The sequence below is a fragment of the Mucilaginibacter sp. Mucisp73 genome, assembly GCF_059491465.1.
This window is the reverse complement of sequence record NZ_CP168507.1, coordinates 858,680-883,441: the sequence shown is the minus strand read 5'-3', so window position 1 is coordinate 883,441 and position 24,762 is coordinate 858,680. Positions and strand designations below refer to the sequence as shown.

The window sequence follows — 24,762 nt, the reverse complement described above, 5'->3', positions numbered from 1 at the left end:
AAAGATTACTTCACTATAAGTGTAGCAATTGAGTGCGGCAGGGCAGTAGTGCCTGCCGCTTTTCCTTTTATCCAAAGGCTGTAATCTATTTTTTCGTCGGTTTTGTTCATTACCACCACTGCAATTGAGCCATCGGGGTTTTGGTAAGCGGTTGTTAACAGCTTATCCCTGCTGGCTACCGCGCTAATGCGTTTTGCACCGGGGTGAATATATTTAGAGAAATGGCCTATGTAATAGTATGAACTGGTGTAGATGAGGCTTCCGTTGCGCAGGTCGGCATGTACCGGGGCAAAGCAAAAGTTGCCTACGTGATTTGGCCCGCCGTTTTCGTCAAGCAATACGTTCCAGTCGGTCCAGGCAACGGTACCGGCATTGAAGTCATTGATCATTGAAAGGCCGTAACGTTCGCCAAGCGACCAGTCATTGATCTTGTTGAAATCAAATTTTTCGATACAACCTTCGGTAAATACCAAGTTTTTGCCTGGGAATGCTTCATGGGTACGGCGGGTAGCTTCAAAATTTTGGCCTGCCCCGGTCCAGGTTTCATACCAATGGAAACCGATACCCCAGATGTATTTGGCCGCTGCCGGATCTTCCAGGATAGTGCTGGCGCGTTGGTAAAGCAAATCTCGGTTATGGTCCCAAACTATCAGTTTTTTATTGGCCAGGCCTTGTTTTTGCAAGGTTGGGCCCAAAAAGTTCTTTACAAAATCACGCTCCTCTTCGGCAGTATACATGCATGATTCCCATGTTTGCTTAGCCATCGGTTCGTTTTGTACCGAAAGGCCCCATATAGGGACACCTTCTTTTTCATAAGCTTTAATAAACTTAACGTAAAAGTTGGCCCAGCTTTGATCAAATTCCTTTTTGAGCTTACCTCCACGCAGTACATCGTTATTATCTTTCATAAAAGCAGGAGGGCTCCAGGGTGATACAAACATGGTCAGTTTACCTCCCGCAGCCGCTGCGGCCGCTTTAATAAAAGGAATCCGGTAGGTTTTATCATGACTGATATCGAAGGTTTTTAAGTCCTTATCACCATCTTTTACATAACTGTAGCTATCGCTCGAAAAATCACAGCTTTGAATATTGGTGCGACCAAAGGAGTAACCAATGCCTTTGGCTTTATTATAGTAAGCGGTTAAAAATTCTTTCTGTTTATCTTTTGGCAGTTTAGCATAGGTTTCGGCTGCCGCATCTGTAAGCGCACCACCAATTCCTATCATCGTTTGGAATGTTTTGGCCGGATCAATAAAAACTGCCACCTCTGTTTCTGCAGGTTGAGGCTTATCTGCAAACTTCAGGGTTTCGGTTTCTTTAAATTTATACCCGGCCTTTTGCTCAGAGACAATCACCTTGACCGATTTACCCATTACCGAATAAGGCGCTTTACCCTGGGCCCTGACAAAGCCAATCTTTAATAATCCGCCCGCGATCAAACAGGCAATTAAATACTTTTTTTGCATGAGTTTAATTAATAGGCTTACCGGCTTGGTTACAAGCCTGGACTGTGGCTAACCGGAGTTGTCAAATTTATTAAACTTAATTAAAAAAAAGCAAAAATCACGATATAAATTATCACCTCAAAAGGTCGTGACGGGCAAATTGATACGCCTTAATACCAAATTTTATCTTAGTTTAATTAATTGATAATAAATACATTGAACGATAACTCGTATAGAAATTGCTTACAAATTTGATGCGCTAAAATGCATTTTAAATTATAGTGTATTTTTTACACCGGCTATTGTTTTTGAGCCTTAATTTCTTCCTCAATGCGCAGGCTTTCTTTATGGATAGCGTTCATAAGTTCGGTAACGAATGTGGCGGAGAGCCCTTCCTGTTTTCCGGCTTCGACAGTTTTCTCCAGTACCTGTTTAAAACGATCGGCCTGGAGGGCCGGTATATTGTTTTTTGCTTTGTAAATGCCTATCTCTTTTACTACCCTCTCGCGTTCGCCCAGTAAGGCTATCAATTTTTTATCGATGGAATCAATTTTGATCCGGTTGTTTTGTAGTGGATTGCTGGCAGAGGTTTGGGTCATAGGTGTTGATTGGGCGTTAACTAAACTGTACCGGATCATACACACTAAAAATAATATAAAAGCGCGGTTAAATGATTTCATATCAGACGATTTTTTGAGGCAAATTTATAGAAATAACCTTGCTGTTAATGGATTGTTTCGGGATTGATGCAGAGTTACTCACTTCTGATCACTACACTCGTTACCTTTTTATTTGATGCTCCCTCATTTCTTTTCATTTTTTTAATAAGCTAATTTATCAGTGATAATAAAAAGGACCGAAGAGCACAGGCAGGTCAGCCGTGATGTGTGATGTTAATACTCGTTCAAAGAATTTGCATGTACCTACATATATACAAATTAATTTTCCTAAATTTGAATAAAACATTTTACCGGTAAACCTAATTTTCGATATGGATTTTTTAAAAACGATATACGAGCATATTACAGGATTTTTTGGCCTCGGCGGATTGTATACCATCATCAAATCGGGCGATTATGGCAAACTACTTACCTATGATGGTATTACGGCTTTGTTAGGCCCTATGCTACCTGTATTGCTGGTGTTTGAGATCATCAGGGGGGCTTTCTATAAAAAATTCAAGGTGATCCACTACAAGATTTCTTTTTGGACATATGTGCTAAATGCTTTTATAGGCAGCGTACTTTCCATTGCCATGGTAGGGTTTTGTATCGGCTTCTTTTCGCGGTTTGCTATTTTCAAAACCACGTTTACCTGGTACTGGTTTATTTACGGCTATATCGTATGGGAATTTGCTCATTTTTGGTATCACTACCTTGCGCATAAGGTGAGAATCCTATGGTGCCTCCACTCAACCCATCATGCGCCCGAAAGCATGAACCTTTCGGTTACTTTCGCCCATTTTTTCCTTGAAGCACCCTATGCCGATCTCATCCGCACCAGCATTTGTATTTTATTGGGTGTAAACCCGCCTATGTTGTTTGTGATCATGTTTGTGGATGGCTTTTGGGGATCGATGATCCATATCGGTGAAAACCTTATTGAAGATGGACGACTCGGCTTCCTGAACAGAATCGTGCTCACACCATCGCATCACAGGGTACATCATGCGCGTAATCCATTATATATGGATACCAATTTCTGTAACCTGTTACCGATATGGGATAAAGTTTTCGGCACCTTCCAAAATGAAGACCGCAAGATCCCTATTGAATATGGCATCAGTCGCCCCATGATTAAAAACAGCTTTTTAGATGCTTATTTTGGCGAGATTATAGCGCTGGCCAAAGATGTACGCAAGGCGCCCGGTATTAAAAACAAGTTTCTGTACATTATAATGCCCCCCGGCTGGAGCCATACCGGCGATCATAAAATGACCACGGTTGTTAAAAAGGCCTATTTTGAATCGCTTGAGGAACAAGAAAAAACTGATAAAGTAAAAGAAAGTAAAGCTGAAATAGCGCAAGATATAATATAACAATGTCAATTGCGAGGTACGAAGCAATCCCCAACTGTACAGAGGAACTTGCATAGCTGCTCTGCGAATCTGGGATTGCTTCGTACCTCGCAATGACGCGCCGGAGAAGTTTACTGTTAATATCCCCTCCTAATTCTCCAGCACTGCCCTCCTGCAATATTTACTCCTGTAATCCTGTGGGGTTAATCCTGTTATCCGTTTAAATATCTTCCTGAACGTTTTCAAGTCGTTATAACCAACTTTGTACATCAGCTCACTGATATTGAAATTAGTTTTCTCCAGTCCTTTTTTTACCGATTCGATCTTTACCTTTTGCAGGTATTCCATCGGGGTATTTTGCGTGGCGCTTTTAAAGCGGCGGATGAAATTACGCTTACTCATATTGGTTTGGCCGGCAATCTCTTCTACCGAAATAGGCAAATGGTAATTATTTTCGATAAACAATTGCGAACGCATTATTTCCTGGTCTTCATGCTGGTGCTGCCCTTCAAACACCTTAAAATGTGCCTGGCTGGTACGGTCAATATCCAGCGAAAACATTTTGCTGGCCCAAATGCCGGTGTCCCTGCCGCAATATTTTTCAATCAGGTAAAGCACCAGGTTCATGCTTGAAAAAGCCCCTCCGCTGGTATAGGTCCCCCCTTTGTCGGTGGTTACCATATCCGGTAAAATTTCAACTTTGGGGTAACGCCGTTTCATATCATCAACAGCTACCCAATGGGTTGTACAAGGTTTACCATCAAGCACGCCGGCTTCGGCCAAAAAATAGCTACCAAAACACAGGCTGGCTACTTCTGCGCCTTTATTGTACATGTTCCTTATAAAGTCTATCAAATTTTTGTTTTTACGCATCACCAAATCAGGCGGACCATAAAACGCAGGGGCTATTACCAGGTCAATATCTTTGATCTCATCAATGGTTTTAAAACCGGTAAACTGGGCAGGGAAATAAAGCAGGTTATTGTTTATTTTTTCGCCTACAAGCATTACACTAAAGGCCTCGGTTTTGCCGCTTTCTACCAAAAAACGGTTAGTATGCCTCACCATATCCAATACGCCCGATATGGTTGAAAGATTAATGTCTTCGTGAATAAGCAGCGCTATTTCTTTCATTTGTTATAATTCAGGTTATTACAAATATATAAAAGCCCCCGGTACGAAAACATGCGATAAGCCTTAAAAAAACGCTCATCTTTAGTAAAAAGCTATCACTTAACCAGTTTAAAATTAAGCGTTTAAACATCAACTCAAAATTTCAGCTATCTCTTCAAAGCCCTTTTCTCGGGCGAGGTCGGCGGGGAGTTTGCCACCTTCCATGCGTATAAAAAGCTCGGCACCATTTTCCAGCAACAGGATAATGAGTTCCAGGTTACCATTTTGTGCAGCCGAATGCAGCGGTGTGGCACCGGCCTGCTGTATCACATTTACCTTCGCACCGTTTTCAATCAGCATACGGGCAATCTCAGTATGATTACCTGCCGCCGCCGAATGAATTGGAAACACGTTGAAACCATTATTTGATTGCAGGTTAACATTTGCGCCTTTGAGCACCAGGTAGCGCGCAACATCAAACTGCCCAAAATAACAGGCAAGCCCTAAAGCAGTAAAGCCATCTTCGGCGTAATCATCAAGAGTATTTGGGTTTGTAGTAACCAGGTGGGCAACCGTATCAAATTTGCCGGCCGCAGCCGCTTCAAACAAACTAATATCGTTTACATAATTTAACAGTAAACCGGTAACCTCCGGCTTTTTATAATAGCACGAAAGCATAAGAGGCGATACCCTGAGGCTTGTTTTTTGAGTAGCCAGCGCAGGATCTCGGCCAAGCAGGGTATTGATACTATCTAAATCGGCGGATGCGATATATTCTTCCAGTCTTTCTATGCTCATTACTTAGTTAAGTAAAGCGTTTACTATTAAGGGGGCTGTTATATTTACTTTGTTAAATTTACGTTTATGTTACCGGTAAATGTTGTTTTTCAATTATACTAAAAAATTAAAAATGTTGCCAATAAGTTATATAATCTGTTAACTTTATATTCATTCGGCCTGTAATTTTTTGCAGGTTACTGAATCTTATATATAATATTTACCGGGTGTAACTGCAAAGTTCACATAGGTAAAATTTTACGTAAGTTTGCACATAAACGATTGTTACATCAGGATGCCGGCAAAAGGAAACCAGTTTAGATCAAATAATTTCAAGGGAGAAAATCAGCCTCGCCAAAGCGGCAAGGCCGAAAAGGAACGAGTGGCAGGCAGGAAATTACCTAAATTGCCCAGTTTTGACTTTGACTATGAAAACGGCAAGGCTGTTAAAATAGCGGGCTTGTTTTCACTGCTATTATCCATTTTTTTCCTCATCGCTTTTACATCATACCTGTTTACCTGGCAGGAAGACCAGAGCTACATTTCTAAAACAAACGGCGGCTGGCATAACCTATCAACAGGCACTACCGTTCATGAAATTGCCGACCTGAGCGATCCAACCATCAGGGCGCAAAACTGGCTGGGCAAGTTTGGCGCGTTATTATCCAATCAGTTTATTTATGAGTGGTTTGGCGTAGCTTCATTCCTTTTTATTTTTGTGTTTTTTGTTGTAGGATATCGTCTGCTGTTTAAAGCGCGGCTATTTTCTATACGTAAAACACTTGCATATTCGTTATTCAGCATTGTTTTTATTTCTGTGGCGATAGCTTATTTTCATTCATTTATGATTGATTATCCCCATTACCTTGAAGGCGGTTTCGGTTTTTGGACTAACCGCTTACTTGCGGCTCAGATAGGTGAAGCGGGTACCGGCGGATTGCTGGTGTTTTTGGCACTTACCGTATTGGTAATAGCCTATAACATCGACTTTAAAATACCCCAGCGTAAAAACCGCCCGGTTGCAGCAATGAGTGTTGATGAGATAGCACCTGAACCTGTTGAACTGATTGATGAAGAGCCGTCAATGCCGCTTGAATGGCCCCGGGGCAATAACAACATCCGCGAAACCCATGTAAGCAGCATTATGCCCGAGCCCATGGTACAGGAACCGCTTATACCTCCATCACCGCTTAGGCACCCTCCTATGGAACAAATGCCCGGATATCATGAACCCGTGGTGTTGCGTCCTGAAAATACAATTAAACACGAACCCGAAGAGGAAGAAGAAATCCCACTCACCATTGATACCAACAGGCCTCTGCCCGAATTAAGTGTTGAACAGGCTGATGAAGCCAAACAGGAGGACCTGCTAAGCAAATTTGGTATATATGACCACAAGCTCGATCTGGCTTCATACAAACTTCCGCACCTGGAGTTATTAGAAAACCACGGCTCAAACAAGATTTCGGTTAATGCCGAAGAGCTGGAAGCCAACAAGAACAAAATTGTTGAAACGCTGAACCATTACAACATCGAGATTGATAAGATCAAGGCAACCATTGGCCCAACGGTTACCTTATATGAGATCATCCCCGCTCCGGGTGTAAGGATCAGCAAGATCAAGAACCTGGAAGATGATATCGCATTAAGTTTAGCCGCATTAGGCATCCGTATCATTGCCCCTATGCCTGGCAAGGGGACCATCGGTATTGAAGTGCCTAATCAAAATCCCGAGATGGTTTCGATGCGCTCTATCCTATCGACCGAAAAATACCAGAACACCACTATGGACCTGCCTATCGCTTTAGGTAAAACCATATCTAACGAAGTATTTATTGCCGATTTGGCCAAGATGCCACACTTACTGGTTGCCGGAGCCACCGGCCAGGGTAAATCGGTTGGTATTAACGCCATCCTGGTATCGCTGCTGTATAAAAAACACCCTGCCGAGCTCAAATTTGTACTGGTTGACCCTAAAAAGGTGGAGCTTACGCTTTTCCGTAAGATAGAAAGGCACTTTTTGGCTAAGCTGCCTGATGATGGCGATGCCATCATCACCGATACCAAAAAGGTAGTAAACACGCTTAATTCGCTTTGTATTGAAATGGACCAGCGTTATGACCTGCTGAAAGACGCGCAGGTACGCAACCTGAAAGAGTACAACGCCAAATTTGTGAACCGCAAAATCAGCGACCCCGAAAAACACCGTTACCTGCCATTTATAGTTTTGGTGATTGACGAGTTTGCCGATTTGATGATGACGGCCGGTAAAGAAGTGGAAATGCCGATTGCCCGTATCGCACAGCTGGCCCGTGCGGTGGGCATCCATTTGGTTATTGCCACACAGCGCCCTTCGGTTAATATTATTACCGGTACTATTAAAGCCAACTTCCCGTCAAGGCTGGCATTCAGGGTGCTTTCCAAGATCGATTCGCGCACTATTCTTGACGCAGGCGGCGCTGATCAGTTGATCGGTCGCGGAGATATGCTGTTCTCAACGGGCAGCGACCTGATCCGTTTACAGTGCGCATTTGTGGATACGCCGGAGGTTGAAGCTATATCTGATTTTATCGGCAACCAGAAAGGTTATCCATCGGCCATGTACCTGCCCGAATATGTGGGCGAAGGTGAAGCCAGCAGCGGCGCCAAAGAATATGACCCCGACGACCGCGACCCGATGTTTGAAGAAGCTGCCCGTTTAATTGTATTGCACCAACAAGGCTCAACATCGCTTATCCAACGCAAAATGAAGCTCGGTTATAACCGCGCCGGCCGCATTATCGACCAGTTGGAAGCAGCCGGAATTGTAGGCCCGTTTGAAGGCAGCAAGGCCCGTGATGTACTCTATCCCGACGAATACAGCCTTGAGCGCTACCTCGAAACACTGCAAAAACCTATTAAAGATTAAACCAAGCAAAATTTAATTACTCTAATCCAATAACTATTAATAACAATAGTTGTTGTTGAATAAAACTGAATGAAAAAGATCATAGCATATACCATTTTAGCAATAAGTACATACAGCACTGCCTTTGCACAAAAAGACAGCCAGGCAAAAGCGATTTTAAACCAGGTAAGCCAGAAATACCGGTCGTACGATGTTATTAAAACCGATTTTACCTTTAGCCTGAATAACCAACAGGCCAATATTAAAGAAACACAAACCGGCACCCTGATATCAAGGGCGAAAACCGGTAAATACCGCGTTACCCTTTACAGCGCAGCCGCGAAACCCGAAGTAGACAAAGAAATTTTGAGCGACGGCAAAAACCAGTGGACATACCTTAAAAAAGATAAAGAGGTACAGGTAAGCGATGCCGACAAAAGCGGCGACGGACTAAATAACCCTGCCCAGATTTTTACGATGTATGAAAAAGGCTTTAAATACCTGTACACCGGCGAACAGAAGATAGCAGGCAAAGTTTATCAAAACATAGAACTTACACCCGAAGATGATAAAAAAGCCATCTTTAAAGTGAAGCTTACCATCGACAAAGTAAAAAAACAACTCTACAGTGCTTTATTGTTCGATAAAAACGGCAACAGGTATACTTATACCGTACGCACCTTTACCCCTAACGTACCTGCTCCTGACGCAACTTTTGCCTGGGATGCCAAAGGCCACCCGGGCGTTGAGGTTGTTGATTTAAGGTAACCTGTCTCAGATTTGAGACATAAGAATTGAGATATTTTGAAGCGGGGGATTTACCTTCCGCTTTTTTATTGGTTTTCGTCGCCGCTCGGCTCCAGCCCGGTGGCAACTATTCCACGGCATCCCGCCGGCGAAGCTAATAAATCAGGCTCGACTTATGGCTGTTTGAAACCGGCGGTTAACCGGGGTTGCTGTTAGGATTATTTCGCATCACATTAAACTTACCTTCTCATTCAGAACAACATTTACCAACCCCGGTAGTATGTCCTAACATCCACTACAAACTACATACAAAGGGGGGTTAACAGGGTTAACACAATTTCAAAAGATCCATTTTATACAACTGACAATCAAATGTTTACAAAAACAAGGGGTTACACTAAAGATCCCTTTACCGGACGAAGGTTTAGCGATAGCCTATCTTCGTCCTAAAACAAGTTAAGCTTTCAGCTTAGCACACAAGGTATCAGACTATTCATAAATTATTTACCTTCGGAAGCAGAACGCTTCCATCATTTCTGGTCGAAGGACTATTCGCTGCGGTTATTTATATTACAAACTTAACTCCTTAATCTTCATTAAAACAGCCCCTACCCTTTCCTCCACGGTAGTATCCCCTTCTATAATCAGCAAAGGAGTTGTAAGCTTATTCATCCAATTCTTATGCGAATGCAGGCTTCGGCTGTTGGTGATGAGCTCATCATAACCGCGTGCCCAATCAATAAATTCATTATAAAGCTTATTTCGCTCCTTATCGGTATAGATAATATCTCCATAACGTTCAAGCTCTCTTTGCTGCAAACGCCGAATCCTGATGGCTGGCGGGATATATAAAAATACCGACAGATCAAATCGCCAGTTATTGTTCCAGTTGATGACGGACCCGCCAAGGATCCAGTTTTCATTACCGGCCATTTCACTGTTAATCACAGCATTTCGTTCTTCAGGCGGTCGCCGGTTAGTAAAAGGAGGATCGGAAGGGAACCAGAAATAATGATCGCTGTCGAAATACGGGTAATCAAGTCTCTCGCTTAAAGTTTTGCCCAGCGTAGTCACCCCTGAGCCAGATGCGCCGAAGATGTTGATATGCATAAATAGATTATTAAAATAACTCGACAGGATTAATTGACAGAAATTCCTGCCAGTTTAAACCTTGCTTTCCAATCAGCAATATTTTGTCGGGATTGAACTGTTTTTGAAACTCTTTCATCCCCATTGTTTCTTTATCATTGTTACTCTTCACCTCAAGCGCTATAACCTTCCCCCGACGTTCCAGCACAAAATCAACCTCATCGTTCCCATTTCGCCAATAATATACTTTAAATCCTTCAGTTAAGGCAAAGTTAGTTAAGTGAGCCCCAACTGATGATTCAATAATGCGCCCCCATTCGGCAGGATCGGCAACAATTTCGTTAAACATTGCATTGCTTTGGGCGCTGATCAAAGCAGTATTATGCACCTGAAATTTAGGGCTCGATGAGCGCTTGCGAATAATGTCGGCAGCATATTTTTCAATGCCACCTAACAAGCCTGCTGTATCCAATAGCGTTAAGTAATGAGATAAGGTTGTAGTATTTCCTGCATCGAGCAATTGCCCCTGCAGCTTAGTATAAGAAAGTATCTGTCCGGAATAAAGACAGCCAAGTTCGAACAGCCTTTTCATTAATGCAGGTTTATCAACCCTGGTAAGCATCAGGATATCCTTTGATATGCTGGTTTCAATCAAGGAATTATTTACATAATTCTTCCAGCGTTCTTCATCATCAATTAATGAGGCCGATCCCGGGTAGCCGCCAAACCAGGCAAATTGATCAGCGTTCCATCCAAAGGCGTCCTGCATCTCGGTAAGTGACCAGTGACTGATATAAGTACTTTCAAAACGACCGGCAAGCGATTCGGTAAGCCCTTGTTGTAATAATAACCGTGATGAACCCAAGAGTATAACTTTAAGGTTTCTCTCATCACGCGTATCCTTGTCCCACAAGCGTTTAACAATTTCGCTCCAGTTACTTATTTTTTGAACTTCATCTATAACCAACAAAAACTCCTTTGCGTTTTGCTGATCCATCTTTAACCGAACACTCTCCCATAGTTGGTCAACCCAAACGGAATTAGATGCTAAGACAGCATCTGCTGACTCAAAAACGTACGGTATAGCTGTTTTTTTTAACAATTGACCTACAAGCGTAGTTTTCCCAACCTGCCGGGGCCCCATTATCACCTGGATAAAACGACGAGGCTCTTTAATCCTTTTTGTAAAATACTGGAGATAAGACCTTTCATACATAGTAGTAAATTTACTCAATATACTGAGTAAATTTACTCAATACATTGAGTAAAACAAAAATGTTTAGATTTTACTCTACATTGCCGACCTTAACCCTCCGCTCCATCACCTCTTTCCAGGTGGTTAAAATAAAGCCTTTTTGTTTAAGGTAAGCTTTCAGGCGTGGGTCGGTCATGGCCAGCAGGTCGCCTTTTCGTTTCTGGCCTTCGTTACAGATATTTTTAAATTGCGGTGATGGTTGTGTGCAGTGCATCAGCACCATCGTTAATCCCGGCGAAAAACGGTCGAAGTTTTCGATATAATGATCGGTATACCATTTTTGCAGTTCCTTATCGGTAGCCTTGTCAATGTCTGGCATTACCCAGTCATAACTTGAATTATCGAGATCGTCCAGAACTGGCAACCCCCCTTTCCAGACTACGTCGCCAAGCTCACGCGCTTTTGTCAGTTCGGCAGGTTCGGGTATCGTCATTCCTTCAGTATATTTACCATCTTTTTTAAGCTGTGCTATCGTAGCATTCTTTGCTTCCTCGCGGTAAAATAGATCCTCGCCTCCGGGCAACATTACCGGTATCTTTTTTTCGATGCCGAGGTTAATATATTTTTCGAGAAAAGCCGGCTTGGCAAATAAAGTACCCATATGCGAGTCGAGATGGGTTGGTATAAAGCCCATGGTTAAGGCACGGTCAAGCTGGGCGCGGATCTCCTTATCAATCTCATCGGCAGTAGCATGGAAATAAACGGCGACTACTCCGGGCCAGAAAGCGCCTTCTTTATCAATCAGTCCCTGAACTGTTGCCTTACCCGCAAGCGGCCCCCATCGGTAATTTTTCCATTCGGAAGTTAGGGTTAAGTGCAGCCCTGCATCAATTCCCGGGTGCTGATCCATATAATACTTAAAATCTGGTACCCAGGGGCAGGGCATCATCACACTGGTTGAAGTGGCTACACCCTCACCAATGGCTTTCTCCACCCCTTCGTTCGATTCATGCGACATGCCGGCATCATCAACATGCAGGATAATTACACGTGCGCCTTTAGGCCAGCCTAGCTTTTCGGCATAGGTTTTGGTTTGCTGGGCATAAACAGCAATGCTAAAAACAATGCCTGTAACGGTAAGCAGTAAGTTCTTCATCCGGATGGTTTTAGGGTATAACAGGTTAATAAAATTAGAAATTAAATTAGCAAATGTGACATGCAAATGCCAATTTAAGCCGGGCAAATACACCCATTTTTGCTACTTTTGAAATTAATGCTACCCGCGACTAACCATACCCTCGAGAAACTGGAACTGCTGTTAAAAACGGCCGGTTACAAGGTGCGTTATGAAAAGGGTAACTTCAAAACCGGCGCCTGCCTGCTGCTTAACAGTAAAATGATTGTGGTAAACCGTTTCTCTAATCTGGAAAGTAAGATCCTTGCTCTGGTTGAACTATTGCGCGAACTTGAGGTAGATTACAAGCTGCTTGATGATAAACAGATTGCGTTTTTGCAGGAAATTAAACAAACTAAACTGCAGCTGTGACCATAACATTTTTAGGAACCGGAACATCGCAGGGGGTACCTGTTATAGCATGTAACTGCGAGGTATGCCTCTCAACAGATAAGCACGATAAGCGGCTGCGCAGCTCTGTTTTAATTGAAACCGAGGATAAGGTAATTGCCATTGATTCGGGTCCCGATTTCAGGTACCAGATGCTCCGTGCCAAAGTACAGCACCTTGATGCCATTGTTTTTACGCATGAGCATAAAGACCATATTGCCGGTATGGATGATATCCGCGCGTTTAATTACAAACAAAACGCCCCGATTGATATTTACGCTGATGAAAGGGTGCAAAAAGCCCTGGTGCGTGAATTTCCCTATATTTTTGATGGCACGGGATATCCGGGCATTCCGCAGGTAAACATGCACATTATTGCGCTTGATCCCTTTATGATCGGTAATGTTGAGTTCGTTCCTATCGAGGTGTTTCATTACAGATTGCCTATAAAAGGTTTCAGGATTAAAGATTTTACCTACCTCACCGATGCCAAAACAATTCCGGATGTAGAAAGGGAAAAAATAAAAGGTACAAAAATATTAGTGATCAATGCCCTGCAAAAGGAAACCCATATTTCCCATTTTACACTTGAGGAAGCCATAGCTTTTGCAAACGACATTGGGGCCGAAACCACTTACTTTACGCATATCAGCCACAGGCTGGGCAAACATGCTGATGTTTCTAAAGAGCTGCCTGCTGGTATCGAACTGGCGTATGACGGTTTAAAACTGACTATTTAACCCCAACATTAAATCTGCGTTTCTAAATTTCCCGTATCTTGGGCAAAATTTCTTCTCATCTATGGAATATCTTGTTTATATAAGTACCGCTAAAAAATTAATGGGCGATGATGAATTATTGAACCTGCTGCAAACAGCACGAATAAAAAATTTCGCCCATAACGTCACCGGTATGCTCCTATACAGTGAAGGTACTTTTATACAGGCGCTTGAGGGCGAAAAAGAAGATCTTTACAAAATTTATAACGCCATCCAGCTTGATTCACGTCATCGTAACATTGTCCTGATGATAACCGGAATGGTTGAGGAAAGAATTTTCCCAAAATGGTCAATGGCTTTTGCGTCGGTAAATGCAGATTTGCTGAAAAATGTAGAAGGATTCCTTAATCCGGCAAATAAAAATGTCGCGTCCGATAACAACCATACTGCTGTTATTATGCTCAAAACATTTGCCGAAACCAACAAGCTTTCCTTATCTTTTAATTAATTATTTAAGCCCCTGCCTGTTTTATGCTGCAGCTCGTCTATCCGTTTTGATGCTTCGGCTTTGGTAAGCGATCCGTCAAACTCTTCACCGGCCTCGTCAGATAATGTTTTGAGGTAGGAATGCTGTGCACCGGTCATGGGTTCATTACCTGTTGACCATTCATCAGGGTCTTTTACCATATTTGAGCCTTTTATTTGATTTTGATTAATGATCTCCTCATCATCCGATTCATCAAAAAAGCCATTGTCGGGTGTATCATTGGGGTTGATAGCCATAACTATTGTTTTATAATTACAACTGCTACCGGGGCGCATTGTTTTTATTTTCAAAGGGATTGAAGGTCACAGCTCTATAAAGCTCACCCTGTCGATAGTGCCTCTGTATTGTTTTAAATGCCCTTTATCGCTCGCATCAACCACACCCCGAATAGTCACTTTACGTTTATTCATACCGATAAACTGACCATCGTTATAGGTAAACAAACCTATATGAGTGCCCGGCAGATAAAGGGGGCAATCCTGGCTAAAATCAACCCAAATGGCATTCTGTAATGCGTGGCTCGAGAACAGGCTGTCATTAAAAAGCGCGGATTGCTCGTTCCCTTCCTTGTATTTACCGCTCACTTCAACATATTGCTTATCATATTTTTCAATATGAGTGGCCAGCTCTGTAAATGAAATCTTTTTATAATCTTTTGAACTATTGCAATCGCTTTGGAAAACTTTTTTTTGTTTGGCACATGCACCAAGCAAAACTAACAGCGGCAAAATCCGGAGCAATTTTTTGATATGGATAAATACCGCGGTCATATAAATCAGGAATGATTAAGATAGCGAAAATATCTGTCAATAATGCTGATAACAGATATTTTACAGCGAGGTTACAGATGCTGTAATTAAAACAGAATTTATCTTTGCTAAAACGTTTAGGCATCTTGCAGTTTAGCTTTATGCTGTTATTTTTGCACATCAACATTTAACCTGAATTAACCCTCCCATGAAATTAAAACTGATAGGCACCTTACTCCTATTGTCGGCCTTGGGCGTACAGGCCCAGCAAAAAGTTATCTCTCTTTACCACGGCGCAGCTCCCGGTTCCGAAAACTGGACCTGGAATGAGGGCGAAAGCGACAGCAACGCCTTTAATACCAAAGTAGTTTATAATGTTACGCACCCTTCCCTGAGTGTTTTCCTGCCCGATTCATCCATCGCTACCGGCACCGCGGTGGTTATTTGCCCGGGCGGCGGCTTCCATACCCTGTCAATCAACAGCGAGGGTTATGACGTAGCAAAATGGCTTAATAAACAGGGCGTGGCCTGCTTTGTATTGAAATACAGGCTGGCTCACAGTTTAACTAACGACCCGGTAAAAGAATTGATAGCCAAAATGAGTCAAAAGGATTTCCCTAAACAGGTAGCGCCGGTTATTCCGCTGGCTATCGCTGACGCGCGTGCAGCGCTGACTTATGTGCGTGAACATGCCTCCGAATACCATGTTTCTCCGCAACGAATCGGGATCATGGGCTTTTCGGCAGGCGGCACACTGGCCGGTGCCGCAGCTTTCAATTACACAGCAGCTAACAAACCCGATTTTGACGCGCCTATTTATGCATACGTGCCTCCAGAACTGATCTCAAAAATCCCTGACGACGCGCCGCCGATGTTTATAGCTGCAGCTACTGATGACCAGCTTGGCCTTGCGCCGCACAGTATTGAGCTTTATAGCAAATGGCTGGCATCAAAACATAGCGCCGAGCTGCATATGTACGCTAAAGGAGGCCACGGTTTTGGCATGCGCAAACAAAGCCTGCCTACCGACAACTGGATAGACCGCTTTAACGAGTGGCTCGATCTGAAAGGTTTTTTAAAACCCATAGACCCTCAAGTAAAATCAGTTAAAGAAAGGGCCGATCAATGGGAAGCCTACCATAAGCAATGGGAAGATGCATTTCATAAAGACTGGGCAAACATGACCCGTTACAAGGCTGATAATGAAAAGGTAAAAGCATCGGCCCCAAACCCTAAAAGTGTAGTTTATATGGGCGATTCCATTACAGATTTCTGGATCAGCAGGGATTCAACCTTCTGGAGCGGTAAACCATATTTTGACCGCGGCATCAGCGGACAAACCACCACCCAAATGCTGGTGCGTTTTCGTGAGGATGTGATAGATCTGAAACCTGGCGCCGTGGTGATCCTGGCAGGAATAAATGACATCGCACAAAATAACGGTCCGATAGCTATTGAAGATATCTTTGGCAATATCGAATCCATGGCATTGCTGGCCAAAGCTGCCAATATTAAAGTGGTGTTATGTTCAGTACTGCCTGCCTATGCCTTTCCATGGCGTCCCGGTATGGAACCTGCGCAAAAAGTGGTGCAGCTTAACGCCATGATTAAAGCTTTTGCCGATGCCAATAAAATGGTTTATGTAGATTACCATAGCGCCATGGCCGACGAACGCAAGGGTTTGCCGAAAAATTTAGCCGCTGACGGCGTGCACCCTACTGTTGAAGGATACAGGGTAATGGAGCCATTGGTTGAAAAGGGTATTGCGGAAGCGTTGAAGAGGAAGTAAGCCCGATAAACTTTAGCAGTTCATGTTGAGTTTCGAACCTGGCGAACTTTCGAGGTGCAATGATAAGCCGGGACAGACTTGCGAAGTTTTTAAAACTTCGCAAGTCTGGTTCCTACAACATGGCCTGGGGACACGCCTTTAAAACCGGTAAGCAAATACCTTCTTTTAAAAATGTGATGTTTTTAACTTAGTAAATCGCATATTAGGACTTAAATACAGTGGCAAAGTTGATGGCACAGATCAACTTGCCGACGAAATCCTCATAAAAAAATAGAAGATCCCCATGAAAAATATATTCAGGCTCCTGATCATCATATTATCGCCGCTGGCATTACATGCTCAAAATCCGGTAGTTGTAAAACAACAGGCAACCCTGATGGCCCAAAGCATGGCCAAAGGAGATTATAAGACTATTGTTAGTTATACTTATCCCAAAGCGGTGCAAATGGCCGGGGGCAAAAAAAAAATGGCCGATATGCTCGGTACAGCCATGCAGCAAATGAAAACTGCGGGCATCAGCTTTGAAAACATTACAGTTGGCACCCCTGGTAAATTTTATAAAGCCGGGAAGGAAATCCATTGCCTGCTGCCCGAAACTATCATTATGGCAAGCCCAAAAGGCCGTATGGCCATGCACAGCAACCTATTGGCGGTTAGCGGCGATGGCGGCAAAAACTGGTCGTTCCTAGATATGAACAATTCAACCGCGGATAAGGTGAGGCAACTGATCCCCAACTTTAACCCGGCTATGAAAATTCCGCCGGCTACTACAGAGCCATTACAATAACAGCGAGGTTTGGGCGGTTGGCTTATTATCGTCTCTCTGGATAAATTGAGGGCGCATTAATTGGGTGCCCAAAGCGTCATTAAGTTTTTCAACCACATAATCAGCAAGCTCTGGTGAGTAGCGCTCATCATGCTGGTGCATAAAAAACCATACCGATTTAAGGCCTTGCTCTTTCCAGTTTTTGATCCGCTCAACCCATTCATCAACACGGGCATAATCTGTTGGGTGCAGGCTGTTGCCTACAAAACGGATAAAGGCGTGGGGTGTAGGCAATGCCATATGCACCACATCGCGGCGGCCACTGGCATCAGTTATGATAGAGCCAATATTGAGATCGCGGAAAAGATTAAATACCTTGTCGCGGTTTTCGGCAACGGCAAACCAGTCTTTATGGCGCAGCTCAACAAACACCGGGAGGTCTTTTGGTAGTTGCTCAAGATAGGCCTTAAGCTCCGGGAAACTCTTTGGTGTATAGTTATCGCTCAACTGCAAAAACAGCGGACCAAGCTTATCGCCGAAGGCCAAAATGCCTTCATAATAGGTGGTCGTGATATCCTCCGCGTTTTTTAACCGGCGAATGTGACTGATGCTTTGAGAAAATTTAGGGCAAAATTTAAAACCGGGATTGCTATCGGCCTTGGCCCTCCATTTGGCGATGGTATCGGGCCCGTAAACATTGTAAAAAGTGGCGTTAAGCTCAATACAGTCAAAGTGTTTAACGTATTCATCTAAAAAATTAGCGTCTTTGGTTTTTGGCGGGTAGATCTTACCAACCCATTCCTTACGCCCCCACTTGGCGCAGCCAACATGCACCTGCAGCGGCGCGTCGTTTTTTGCTGCTGCAAGGGTGTTTAAGGTTATCTGCGGATCAGCCGGCAGGGTAAAATCAACCCCTGCTAATTCTTCGTCCGTTACTCTACCAAATTCCATCGCTTTTTTGTGGGAAAGATAGGAAATTGTCTGAATCAGAATTTACAGGATTAACGAATTTTCAGAATAAATGATTTGTTCGCAATACATCCTGTTAATTTAAAAATTCTGTAAATTCTGATTCAGACAATCAACTACAAGAACATCCCGCCCGAAGCTTCGATACGCTGAGCGTTGATCCAGCGGGCATCTTCGGTGCAGAGAAACGCTACTATACCACCGATATCATCCGGTTGGCCTACCCTGCCCAATGCTGTTGACTTCGACATCATTTCCTCCAAACCAGGATGCGAATCAAATGCCGCTTTGGTAAAATCTGTTTGAATAATACCCGGAGCTACAACATTTGCGGCTATACCACGGCTGCCCAATTCTTTTGCCAGGTATTTGGTGAATACCTCAATAGCTCCCTTCATAGAGGCATAAGCGGCATACCCGGGAGTTGAGAAACGGGCCAGCCCGGTCGAAAAATTAATGATCCGGCCGCCTTCGGCAATTACCGGTAAGCTTTTTTGGGTTAAAAAGTAAACACCTTTAAAATGAACATTAAACAGGTTGTCAAAATCTTCTTCGGTGGTTTGTGCAAATGGCGAGGCAGCGTCGATACCTGCATTATTGATCAGGAAATCAAAGGTATCACGGTTCCATTTTTCGCTCAGGGTTGCTTTCAGTTTTGTAATGAAAGCATCAAAGGTGGATACGATACCTGTATCCAGTTGCAAAGCAGCAGCCTTTTGCCCTGCCGATTCAATTTCTGCAACTACTGCTTCAGCTTCCTCTTTTTTACTGCGATAAGTCACTATTACATCAATACCTTTTTTAGCCAGGTGCAATGCCGCATTTTTACCAAGCCCGCGGCTTCCGCCGGTTATCAGTGCAATTTTATTTGTTCCCATTGTGATGTTTTTTTTAATGTTTTAACAATACAAAGGTGCAATAGTTAGGAATGAAAATTATGGTGACTACTTCAGATTAAATGGTGACCATTTCAGTTTTTTTTCCAAATATTTCTATCGGAAATCTTCCAAAAAGTATTGGGCTGAGACAGCATCAATAAATTTATCCACCTCAAAATCAACAAAAAAGAAATAAAAATCAATTAAACTACTAAAACTATAGGAATTATATAATTTATTATTACATTTGCATTGTCAACAACGACAAAGTGTTCTTTAATAACTTATCAAGAAAGACTGAGGGAAAGGCCCAAAGACGTCTTAGCAACCTGTACATCCGCATAATGTAAAAGGTGCTAATTCCTGCTCCTGTGCAAAACGGGAGAGAGATAATTATATCTACACCCCACAACCGATCTGATTAAGTGAATTTTTATGGTTTTCAAGTCGCGTGACCGAGAGGATAGGTGGGGGTCCGCAATACCCTAAACGGCAGTTCGAATCTGCCCGCGACATCAAATTTTTCCAATCTTTTTTGTTTACAGCTTACAGGTTAACTCTGTACCTTGTTGAGATCCGCAGGTACGGGTAAATTTTGTCTACATCCGGGTGATTTTTATAGTTTCCTTCCAACCTGAAATATCCAGGTTCGGCACTTATCGAGAGGTCTTTTAACACACGGTAACTTATCTCATTGGTTATGGTATGTAAAAAATAATGTGACTTATTACCGTTAATAGTCATGAGCCAACTACCGCGATAATTAATACTATAATAAAATCTGTTACCTATATTAAAACCAGCTCTGCCGTTTATGGCGAAACCCGAGCCGTAGTCATAATTACGCCCCCTATACAGGTAGGGATCGGGAGCGGCTCCTAAAATGATAAGCCCCGCACCCACCGCCGTATTCACTTTAAAGCCATTCAATAATTTAAATTCAGATAGTAGATTAGCCTTTACGCTTTGCCCTCCGTAAAAGAACGCGGCATTGCGTATGTAATCATAATTAGCTGATATGATGATCAGGTTCTCCACGCTATCCGATAACGACACGTCCCATCCTGCAAGAGACCCGTAAACACTGATCACATTAACCGCACTGCTATCGTCCTTCCCAAACTCGGCTGTGATGGAAATATTGCTGAAAGGTGTGTGCAGATTTTCGTTAGACGCGCCGTAAAGCAGCTTAGCCCTGCCAAACCAACCAAACCGTCCGTGGGTCAACAATCCCTGGTTGCCGCTGTTAAACTTACGCGCGCCCAGATCAAATTCGGCACTTACTTTTGATGAATCATCCTGCGACCTATTTGCCGGCCCAACAACCTTTCCCCATTTTCCATCAATAATGCGGTTAAGGCCATTCATCGGGTTAACCAAAAAACCCAGCACCTCACTGGCTTGCCGTTTAAAACCGCGGCGATGGTTATTAATGATCTTATTTGATAGCCGATAGGTCATTTCGCCCAATACTATGCCGCCAAAGCTGGTGTTGATAAAATCATTAGGGGCGGGTGCCTGGTTTTCGGCAAATGTTTCCCACAGGTAACTGCCCGCCATAGTAGCCGGTACTGATTGCCAAAAACTATAACCATTACTCCTGAAGGCGCTATAAAACATGCTGCCGTGATATGGATGTCCAAACTGGTTGGTTTGAAACGGATCATTGTCCCAGGTCCAACTGCCTGGGTTCAGGTTATGGCCTGTTGTTTTCCAGGAAATCCGGGCATAATCAACGTTGACTATATAGCGATCATATGTCCAGGGCGCAATCTCGGCGAGGCCAAGCTCTAAAGCAGCCCTTCCAAAACGTTTCTGTTTTGCCGGCGGATCTGAAAATCGTGTTATGGTATCTTTTTCCTTACGCAGGTCAAAAATATTAACCTGGGCCCCTACTTGCCGGCTGCAGAAAAGCATGAACAGTAAAAGCGGCAGTATAATTCTTAACCTTCCGGAGTATTGCCTGGTAAAATGGTAATCCGTTAAAGTCATATACACTAACAATTTAAAAGATACAGCTACGAAAGTTATAAAGGATGAAGTGAATTAGGTTAAAAAATGTTTGAGCAATATTTAATTAATGTTAAGGCGGATATAATTTTGATAATGCATTGGGCGGTAATGGGTACCAATAATTGTTATTTCCTTATTTAAGTACTGAAACATATTTTCATATATTTAGCATTGCTTAACCTGTATATTAAGCACCATAACCAGTATAAATTATTGCAATTACTTTTTACTTATGAAGATCTTCAATATCATATGGGTTGTACTTTTTGTAACATTTGCAGGTTTACAGTATAATGATCCGGATCCGTATCTTTGGATGCCCATTTACCTTTATTGTGCCTGGTTTTGCTACCTGGCAGCAAAAAAAGAGTTTTACCCCATTGGCTATGCAGCCGGCATAATCATTTTTACAGGTTATGCCATTTATAAGATATTTGATAACAATGGCCTTATCGACTGGTTTAAGTTCCATCATGCCGAAAGCCTTGTGCAAACCATGAAAGCCGAAAAGCCCTGGATTGAAGAAGTGCGTGAGTTTTTCGGGTTACTGATCTGTGTAGCAGTACTGGCAATTAACTGGATCTATAGTATAAGAGAAAACAAAAAAGTACCGGTAAAAAAGGGAAAAAAGTAAGTCCCCTTTAAATCTCCCCCGGTAGGGGAGACTTTTAAGGTCCCTCTCTCCTGGAGATGAGGCTTCTTTTTACAAATACGACAACCCATTAAATTCCCCATCACTATAATAAAAGGGCTCAAAACCGTCTTCGGCAAGTTCACAACTTACCTGCATGGTGGTAAAAGTAACATCGCCAAAAATATTGGCTATGGCCGAGTCGGCAGCATCATGGCCGGTAGCTATTTTGATAAGGCCGTTTAAAGGTATCAGCCGTGTTGCATCAAACAGGATCCACTTGCCGCCAAGATAAGCCTCAAAGCAGGCGTGGAAATCGGCAGGTTTAAGATGATAGGCGTACCCTGTAAAATAGCGGGCAGGTATGGTAAGCGCACGGCAAAGGGCAATGCCCAAGTGTGCAAAATCGCGGCAAACGCCGGCCTGTTCGGTAACGGTATCAAAAGCTGATGTTTGTGAATTGGTTGATCCGCTTAAATATTGTACGTTTTTATTGATCCAGTTGGTTAATTCAGCCACCTGCTCAAAAGGGTTGGTAACATGCCCAAACATATTATGTGCAAGCCGGTATAGTTTGTCCGACTGACAATAGCGGCTTGGATTTAAATATGGCAGCACCGGCGAAGGCAGCTCAGAAACGTGGGTTTCCTGTAAATTACCGAAATCGGTTATTTCATAACAATTATCAACCGTAGCTTTGTAGGTAACTTTAATGTTGGGCGTATCGGCACTTACATCAAAACGTACCAAACGATTTTCGCCTTGCAGGGTTTGCAGCTCTTCAAACTTGATATAGGGTTCCAGGCCAAATTCTTCACTTATTACCGTTTGATTTGGGCTGCGTAACGCGTGTATATTTAAAATCAATGTGCCCGGCGACCGTACTACATATTCCATTTGGGTAAACACATCAAATTTCATGTTATCAGCTTTCTGTTTTTATTTCTTCTAATTTGTTAAATGTGGCATCCATCCAATCCTCCGAAATATGCTCAAGTGCCAGTTTCAATTCCTCGGCCCATTGGGTTGAGATATGTTCAAGGTCCTGCTTATTGTAACGCTGCTCAACAATATTGAAGCTATCCTTTCTATAAACAGCCACATCTATCGGAAAATCGACATTGTTCGAGCTTACCCTTGTTGAATCGAATGAAAGAAAACCTGTTTTAAGCGCCAGTTTCAGGCTCGAATCTTCATTAAGGATACGGTTAAGAATAGCTTTACCATGCCCCGAATTGCCGATAACCACGTATGGCGCCCCCTGCCCTAACTCCACCCAGTTTCCTTCGGGATATAGCAAAAAAAGCTTGTGTTCATCATCATCGCGCAGTTGCCCGCCAATGATGGTATTCAGGTCAAATCGTAACCCGGCTGCATCAAGCGACGCTTTATCTTCCTGTGCGGCACGCTTTACCTGTTCGCCAAATGCATTCACGGCCTTATACATCTTATTAAACTCGGCTGTCTCCAATAATTCATTAAAATATATCACGGCCTTATCACGCACCGAGCGCAAACCGCTGGTCATGATAAACAGCGAAAAATGATCCTTTTGTTCTATAGTGATCTTCTTTTTTACAGTGGTGTCCGTCCCCGAAGTTATACGGGTATCGGCAATGGCCAATAAGCCCTCTTTAACTTTAATTCCCAGGCAATAAGTCATTTGATTAGCGTCGTTCGTTATAAATTAATACTTGCCAAAGTAATTAAATAATGCGAGATTTATTTACCGGTTATTCATAAACCATTTATTTGCCGATACATCTTTTTCGGGCCTAACTACCTTTTATTTTATTGCATACAATGAAATTCAAATCAGCATTACTCATCCTGGCATTTATTTCTAACCTCAACTTTGTCAAAGCGCAAAAACACAGCCCTGTCCCTGTTATTTTCGACACGGATATTGCCGGAGATTATGACGATGTTGGTGCGATGGCTATGCTGCATGCCTTTGCAGATAAGGGTGAGGCCAAAATATTAGCAACCATATCCTGCAATGCCTTCGAAACTACCGCACCAACCATCAGTGTGATCAACACCTATTTTGGCAGGCCCAATATCCCCATAGGTATTGTAAAAAAAGACAAACCTAATAAAGACTGTGCACAGCAATGGGCACAGGCTATTATTGCCAAATATCCGCATAACGTAAAATCAAACAGCCAGGCAGTTGAAGCGGTAGCACTTTACCGCAAGGTGCTGGCAAAGCAAGCCGATGGCAGCGTAGCTATTATTTCGGTAGGATTTTTCACCAACCTAGCCGATCTGCTCCGGTCGGGAGCTGATAAATACAGCAAACTGGATGGAGAACAACTGGTGAAAAAGAAAGTAAAAAAACTAGTATCCATGGCTACGGGAATAGGTGCCGACGGTAAAACATTTAGCGAATACAATGTCAATGTGGACGCAGCCTCTGCGCAAAAAGTATTTAAAGACTGGCCTACACCTATTACCCTTAGCGGTTTTGAAATAGGTGAAAAAATCCTGACCGGAATCCGCCTGATCAACAATACATCAATAAAAAATAGCCCGGTAAAAGACGCCTTCCAGATAGCGCTTACAAAAGACAACAACACAACCGGCCGAAACAGTTGGGACGAAACCGCTGTACTAACAGCCATCAGGGGGCCCAAACCTTATTTTACCTATCGCAAACTTAACATGGAAATAAAAGACAACGGAACCGATGTAGTGGTACCGGGAGAGCGGTTTCTATATCTTCAATTTGCCACGCAGCCCGGGGATATTGCAAAGGGCATTGAACAATTGATGATGCACCAGCCTGTTAAAAAATGAACAGCGCCACACTGCTAAAAATACCAACTACTTGGTATTGAATTTTTACGCGATTGATGGCACTTTAG

Annotated in this window: 24 protein-coding genes and 1 riboswitch; of the genes, 10 read left to right on the top strand and 14 right to left on the bottom strand. The window is 43.0% G+C overall.

The window, feature by feature from the left end; all coding sequences use genetic code 11:
- Positions 1-5: 5 nt before the first annotated feature.
- Together ACEN82_RS03975 and ACEN82_RS03970 are read right to left on the bottom strand one after the other, a co-directional pair.
- On the bottom strand, positions 6-1,466 hold the full coding sequence (locus ACEN82_RS03975; protein ID WP_413317829.1) for a glycoside hydrolase family 30 protein: 1,461 nt from the start codon (positions 1,464-1,466) through the stop codon (positions 6-8).
- Between the two features lie 278 nt (positions 1,467-1,744).
- Positions 1,745-2,044: a chorismate mutase gene (locus tag ACEN82_RS03970; RefSeq protein WP_413317827.1), complete on the bottom strand. Its 300-nt coding sequence runs from the start codon at positions 2,042-2,044 to the stop codon at positions 1,745-1,747.
- Between the two features lie 392 nt (positions 2,045-2,436).
- On the opposite strand from ACEN82_RS03970, the gene ACEN82_RS03965 reads away from it, so the two are divergent.
- Positions 2,437-3,483, top strand: coding sequence for a sterol desaturase family protein (locus ACEN82_RS03965; RefSeq protein WP_413317825.1), 1,047 nt, complete (start codon positions 2,437-2,439; stop codon positions 3,481-3,483).
- A gap of 129 nt (positions 3,484-3,612) precedes the next feature.
- Here the strand turns inward: ACEN82_RS03965 and ACEN82_RS03960 are convergent, their stop codons facing one another.
- Entirely contained in the window at positions 3,613-4,596 is a 984-nt protein-coding gene (locus tag ACEN82_RS03960; RefSeq protein WP_413317823.1) for a GlxA family transcriptional regulator, read from the bottom strand.
- 129 nt (positions 4,597-4,725) lie between these two features.
- Positions 4,726-5,373, bottom strand: coding sequence for an ankyrin repeat domain-containing protein (locus ACEN82_RS03955; RefSeq protein WP_413317821.1), 648 nt, complete (start codon positions 5,371-5,373; stop codon positions 4,726-4,728).
- Between the two features lie 274 nt (positions 5,374-5,647).
- Between ACEN82_RS03955 and ACEN82_RS03950 the strand changes: the two genes are divergently transcribed.
- Positions 5,648-8,260 (top strand): FtsK/SpoIIIE family DNA translocase, encoded by a 2,613-nt coding sequence (locus ACEN82_RS03950; protein ID WP_413317819.1) that lies wholly within the window; start codon positions 5,648-5,650, stop codon positions 8,258-8,260.
- 69 nt (positions 8,261-8,329) lie between these two features.
- Positions 8,330-9,007, top strand: coding sequence for an outer membrane lipoprotein periplasmic chaperone LolA1 (lolA1, locus tag ACEN82_RS03945; RefSeq protein ID WP_176628564.1), 678 nt, complete (start codon positions 8,330-8,332; stop codon positions 9,005-9,007).
- A 549-nt stretch (positions 9,008-9,556) separates the two neighbouring features.
- On the opposite strand, the gene ACEN82_RS03940 is transcribed toward lolA1, so the two are convergent.
- From ACEN82_RS03940 to ACEN82_RS03930, 3 genes are all read right to left on the bottom strand, one after another.
- On the bottom strand, positions 9,557-10,096 hold the full coding sequence (locus tag ACEN82_RS03940) for an AAA family ATPase (RefSeq protein WP_413317817.1): 540 nt from the start codon (positions 10,094-10,096) through the stop codon (positions 9,557-9,559).
- 10 nt (positions 10,097-10,106) lie between these two features.
- Positions 10,107-11,291: an ATP-binding protein gene (locus ACEN82_RS03935; protein WP_413317815.1), complete on the bottom strand. Its 1,185-nt coding sequence runs from the start codon at positions 11,289-11,291 to the stop codon at positions 10,107-10,109.
- Positions 11,292-11,361: 70 nt separating this feature from the next.
- Positions 11,362-12,426 carry a polysaccharide deacetylase family protein gene (locus ACEN82_RS03930; protein WP_413317813.1) on the bottom strand — a complete coding sequence of 355 codons (1,065 nt, stop codon included), beginning with the start codon at positions 12,424-12,426 and terminating at the stop codon, positions 11,362-11,364.
- A 117-nt stretch (positions 12,427-12,543) separates the two neighbouring features.
- On the opposite strand from ACEN82_RS03930, the gene ACEN82_RS03925 reads away from it, so the two are divergent.
- From ACEN82_RS03925 to ACEN82_RS03915, 3 genes are all read left to right on the top strand, one after another.
- Positions 12,544-12,816, top strand: a complete 273-nt coding sequence (locus ACEN82_RS03925; protein WP_090527819.1) for a hypothetical protein — start codon at positions 12,544-12,546, stop codon at positions 12,814-12,816.
- Positions 12,813-13,574 carry an MBL fold metallo-hydrolase gene (locus ACEN82_RS03920; RefSeq protein WP_090527823.1) on the top strand — a complete coding sequence of 254 codons (762 nt, stop codon included), beginning with the start codon at positions 12,813-12,815 and terminating at the stop codon, positions 13,572-13,574. Before ACEN82_RS03925 ends, ACEN82_RS03920 begins: the two co-directional genes overlap by 4 nt.
- A 61-nt stretch (positions 13,575-13,635) precedes the next feature.
- Positions 13,636-14,061, top strand: coding sequence for a BLUF domain-containing protein (locus tag ACEN82_RS03915; RefSeq protein WP_413317810.1), 426 nt, complete (start codon positions 13,636-13,638; stop codon positions 14,059-14,061).
- Here the strand turns inward: ACEN82_RS03915 and ACEN82_RS03910 are convergent.
- Positions 14,058-14,336 (bottom strand): DUF3072 domain-containing protein, encoded by a 279-nt coding sequence (locus ACEN82_RS03910; protein ID WP_176628558.1) that lies wholly within the window; start codon positions 14,334-14,336, stop codon positions 14,058-14,060. The genes ACEN82_RS03915 and ACEN82_RS03910 overlap by 4 nt on opposite strands.
- A gap of 66 nt (positions 14,337-14,402) precedes the next feature.
- Entirely contained in the window at positions 14,403-14,870 is a 468-nt protein-coding gene (locus ACEN82_RS03905) for a hypothetical protein (RefSeq protein WP_413317808.1), read from the bottom strand.
- A gap of 187 nt (positions 14,871-15,057) precedes the next feature.
- Between ACEN82_RS03905 and ACEN82_RS03900 the strand changes: the two genes are divergently transcribed.
- Positions 15,058-16,638 (top strand): GDSL-type esterase/lipase family protein, encoded by a 1,581-nt coding sequence (locus ACEN82_RS03900; RefSeq protein ID WP_413317806.1) that lies wholly within the window; start codon positions 15,058-15,060, stop codon positions 16,636-16,638.
- A 283-nt stretch (positions 16,639-16,921) separates the two neighbouring features.
- Positions 16,922-17,425 (top strand): hypothetical protein, encoded by a 504-nt coding sequence (locus ACEN82_RS03895; RefSeq protein WP_413317804.1) that lies wholly within the window; start codon positions 16,922-16,924, stop codon positions 17,423-17,425.
- Here ACEN82_RS03895 and ACEN82_RS03890 read toward each other — a convergent pair.
- The 3 genes from ACEN82_RS03890 to ACEN82_RS03880 all read right to left on the bottom strand — a co-directional run bounded on the left by ACEN82_RS03890 (position 17,417) and on the right by ACEN82_RS03880 (position 21,243).
- A complete protein-coding gene (locus ACEN82_RS03890; RefSeq protein WP_413317802.1) occupies positions 17,417-18,355 on the bottom strand; it encodes a DUF72 domain-containing protein in 939 nt (312 codons plus the stop codon). The two genes, ACEN82_RS03895 and ACEN82_RS03890, sit on opposite strands and share 9 nt — an antisense overlap.
- A gap of 134 nt (positions 18,356-18,489) precedes the next feature.
- Positions 18,490-19,251: an SDR family oxidoreductase gene (locus tag ACEN82_RS03885; RefSeq protein ID WP_413317800.1), complete on the bottom strand. Its 762-nt coding sequence runs from the start codon at positions 19,249-19,251 to the stop codon at positions 18,490-18,492.
- Between the two features lie 281 nt (positions 19,252-19,532).
- A riboswitch (SAM riboswitch) is annotated at positions 19,533-19,647 on the top strand.
- A 150-nt stretch (positions 19,648-19,797) separates the two neighbouring features.
- Entirely contained in the window at positions 19,798-21,243 is a 1,446-nt protein-coding gene (locus tag ACEN82_RS03880; protein WP_413317798.1) for a DUF3943 domain-containing protein, read from the bottom strand.
- Positions 21,244-21,496: 253 nt separating this feature from the next.
- Here ACEN82_RS03880 and ACEN82_RS03875 point away from each other — a divergent pair, with 253 nt between their 5' ends.
- A complete protein-coding gene (locus ACEN82_RS03875; protein ID WP_413317796.1) occupies positions 21,497-21,898 on the top strand; it encodes a transmembrane 220 family protein in 402 nt (133 codons plus the stop codon).
- Between the two features lie 69 nt (positions 21,899-21,967).
- Here the strand turns inward: ACEN82_RS03875 and ACEN82_RS03870 are convergent, their stop codons facing one another.
- Positions 21,968-22,816, bottom strand: a complete 849-nt coding sequence (locus ACEN82_RS03870; RefSeq protein WP_413317794.1) for a transglutaminase-like domain-containing protein — start codon at positions 22,814-22,816, stop codon at positions 21,968-21,970.
- Positions 22,817-22,820: 4 nt separating this feature from the next.
- Positions 22,821-23,558 carry a proteasome-type protease gene (locus ACEN82_RS03865; protein ID WP_413317792.1) on the bottom strand — a complete coding sequence of 246 codons (738 nt, stop codon included), beginning with the start codon at positions 23,556-23,558 and terminating at the stop codon, positions 22,821-22,823.
- A gap of 140 nt (positions 23,559-23,698) precedes the next feature.
- On the opposite strand from ACEN82_RS03865, the gene ACEN82_RS03860 reads away from it, so the two are divergent.
- Positions 23,699-24,694 (top strand): nucleoside hydrolase, encoded by a 996-nt coding sequence (locus ACEN82_RS03860; protein ID WP_413317790.1) that lies wholly within the window; start codon positions 23,699-23,701, stop codon positions 24,692-24,694.
- Positions 24,695-24,762 lie beyond the last annotated feature (68 nt).

Excerpts from the sequence above, each read along its gene's own strand:
- ACEN82_RS03975 (WP_413317829.1), bottom strand. The coding sequence starts at position 1,466 with ATGCAAAAAAAGTATTTAATTGCCTGTTTGATCGCGGGCGGATTATTA.
- ACEN82_RS03970 (WP_413317827.1), bottom strand. The coding sequence starts at position 2,044 with ATGACCCAAACCTCTGCCAGCAATCCACTACAAAACAACCGGATCAAA.
- ACEN82_RS03965 (WP_413317825.1), top strand. The coding sequence starts at position 2,437 with ATGGATTTTTTAAAAACGATATACGAGCATATTACAGGATTTTTTGGC.
- ACEN82_RS03960 (WP_413317823.1), bottom strand. The coding sequence starts at position 4,596 with ATGAAAGAAATAGCGCTGCTTATTCACGAAGACATTAATCTTTCAACC.
- ACEN82_RS03955 (WP_413317821.1), bottom strand. The coding sequence starts at position 5,373 with ATGAGCATAGAAAGACTGGAAGAATATATCGCATCCGCCGATTTAGAT.
- ACEN82_RS03950 (WP_413317819.1), top strand. The coding sequence starts at position 5,648 with ATGCCGGCAAAAGGAAACCAGTTTAGATCAAATAATTTCAAGGGAGAA.
- lolA1 (WP_176628564.1), top strand. The coding sequence starts at position 8,330 with ATGAAAAAGATCATAGCATATACCATTTTAGCAATAAGTACATACAGC.
- ACEN82_RS03940 (WP_413317817.1), bottom strand. The coding sequence starts at position 10,096 with ATGCATATCAACATCTTCGGCGCATCTGGCTCAGGGGTGACTACGCTG.
- ACEN82_RS03935 (WP_413317815.1), bottom strand. The coding sequence starts at position 11,291 with ATGTATGAAAGGTCTTATCTCCAGTATTTTACAAAAAGGATTAAAGAG.
- ACEN82_RS03930 (WP_413317813.1), bottom strand. The coding sequence starts at position 12,426 with ATGAAGAACTTACTGCTTACCGTTACAGGCATTGTTTTTAGCATTGCT.
- ACEN82_RS03925 (WP_090527819.1), top strand. The coding sequence starts at position 12,544 with ATGCTACCCGCGACTAACCATACCCTCGAGAAACTGGAACTGCTGTTA.
- ACEN82_RS03915 (WP_413317810.1), top strand. The coding sequence starts at position 13,636 with ATGGAATATCTTGTTTATATAAGTACCGCTAAAAAATTAATGGGCGAT.
- ACEN82_RS03910 (WP_176628558.1), bottom strand. The coding sequence starts at position 14,336 with ATGGCTATCAACCCCAATGATACACCCGACAATGGCTTTTTTGATGAA.
- ACEN82_RS03905 (WP_413317808.1), bottom strand. The coding sequence starts at position 14,870 with ATGACCGCGGTATTTATCCATATCAAAAAATTGCTCCGGATTTTGCCG.
- ACEN82_RS03900 (WP_413317806.1), top strand. The coding sequence starts at position 15,058 with ATGAAATTAAAACTGATAGGCACCTTACTCCTATTGTCGGCCTTGGGC.
- ACEN82_RS03895 (WP_413317804.1), top strand. The coding sequence starts at position 16,922 with ATGAAAAATATATTCAGGCTCCTGATCATCATATTATCGCCGCTGGCA.
- ACEN82_RS03890 (WP_413317802.1), bottom strand. The coding sequence starts at position 18,355 with ATGGAATTTGGTAGAGTAACGGACGAAGAATTAGCAGGGGTTGATTTT.
- ACEN82_RS03885 (WP_413317800.1), bottom strand. The coding sequence starts at position 19,251 with ATGGGAACAAATAAAATTGCACTGATAACCGGCGGAAGCCGCGGGCTT.
- ACEN82_RS03880 (WP_413317798.1), bottom strand. The coding sequence starts at position 21,243 with ATGACTTTAACGGATTACCATTTTACCAGGCAATACTCCGGAAGGTTA.
- ACEN82_RS03875 (WP_413317796.1), top strand. The coding sequence starts at position 21,497 with ATGAAGATCTTCAATATCATATGGGTTGTACTTTTTGTAACATTTGCA.
- ACEN82_RS03870 (WP_413317794.1), bottom strand. The coding sequence starts at position 22,816 with ATGAAATTTGATGTGTTTACCCAAATGGAATATGTAGTACGGTCGCCG.
- ACEN82_RS03865 (WP_413317792.1), bottom strand. The coding sequence starts at position 23,558 with ATGACTTATTGCCTGGGAATTAAAGTTAAAGAGGGCTTATTGGCCATT.
- ACEN82_RS03860 (WP_413317790.1), top strand. The coding sequence starts at position 23,699 with ATGAAATTCAAATCAGCATTACTCATCCTGGCATTTATTTCTAACCTC.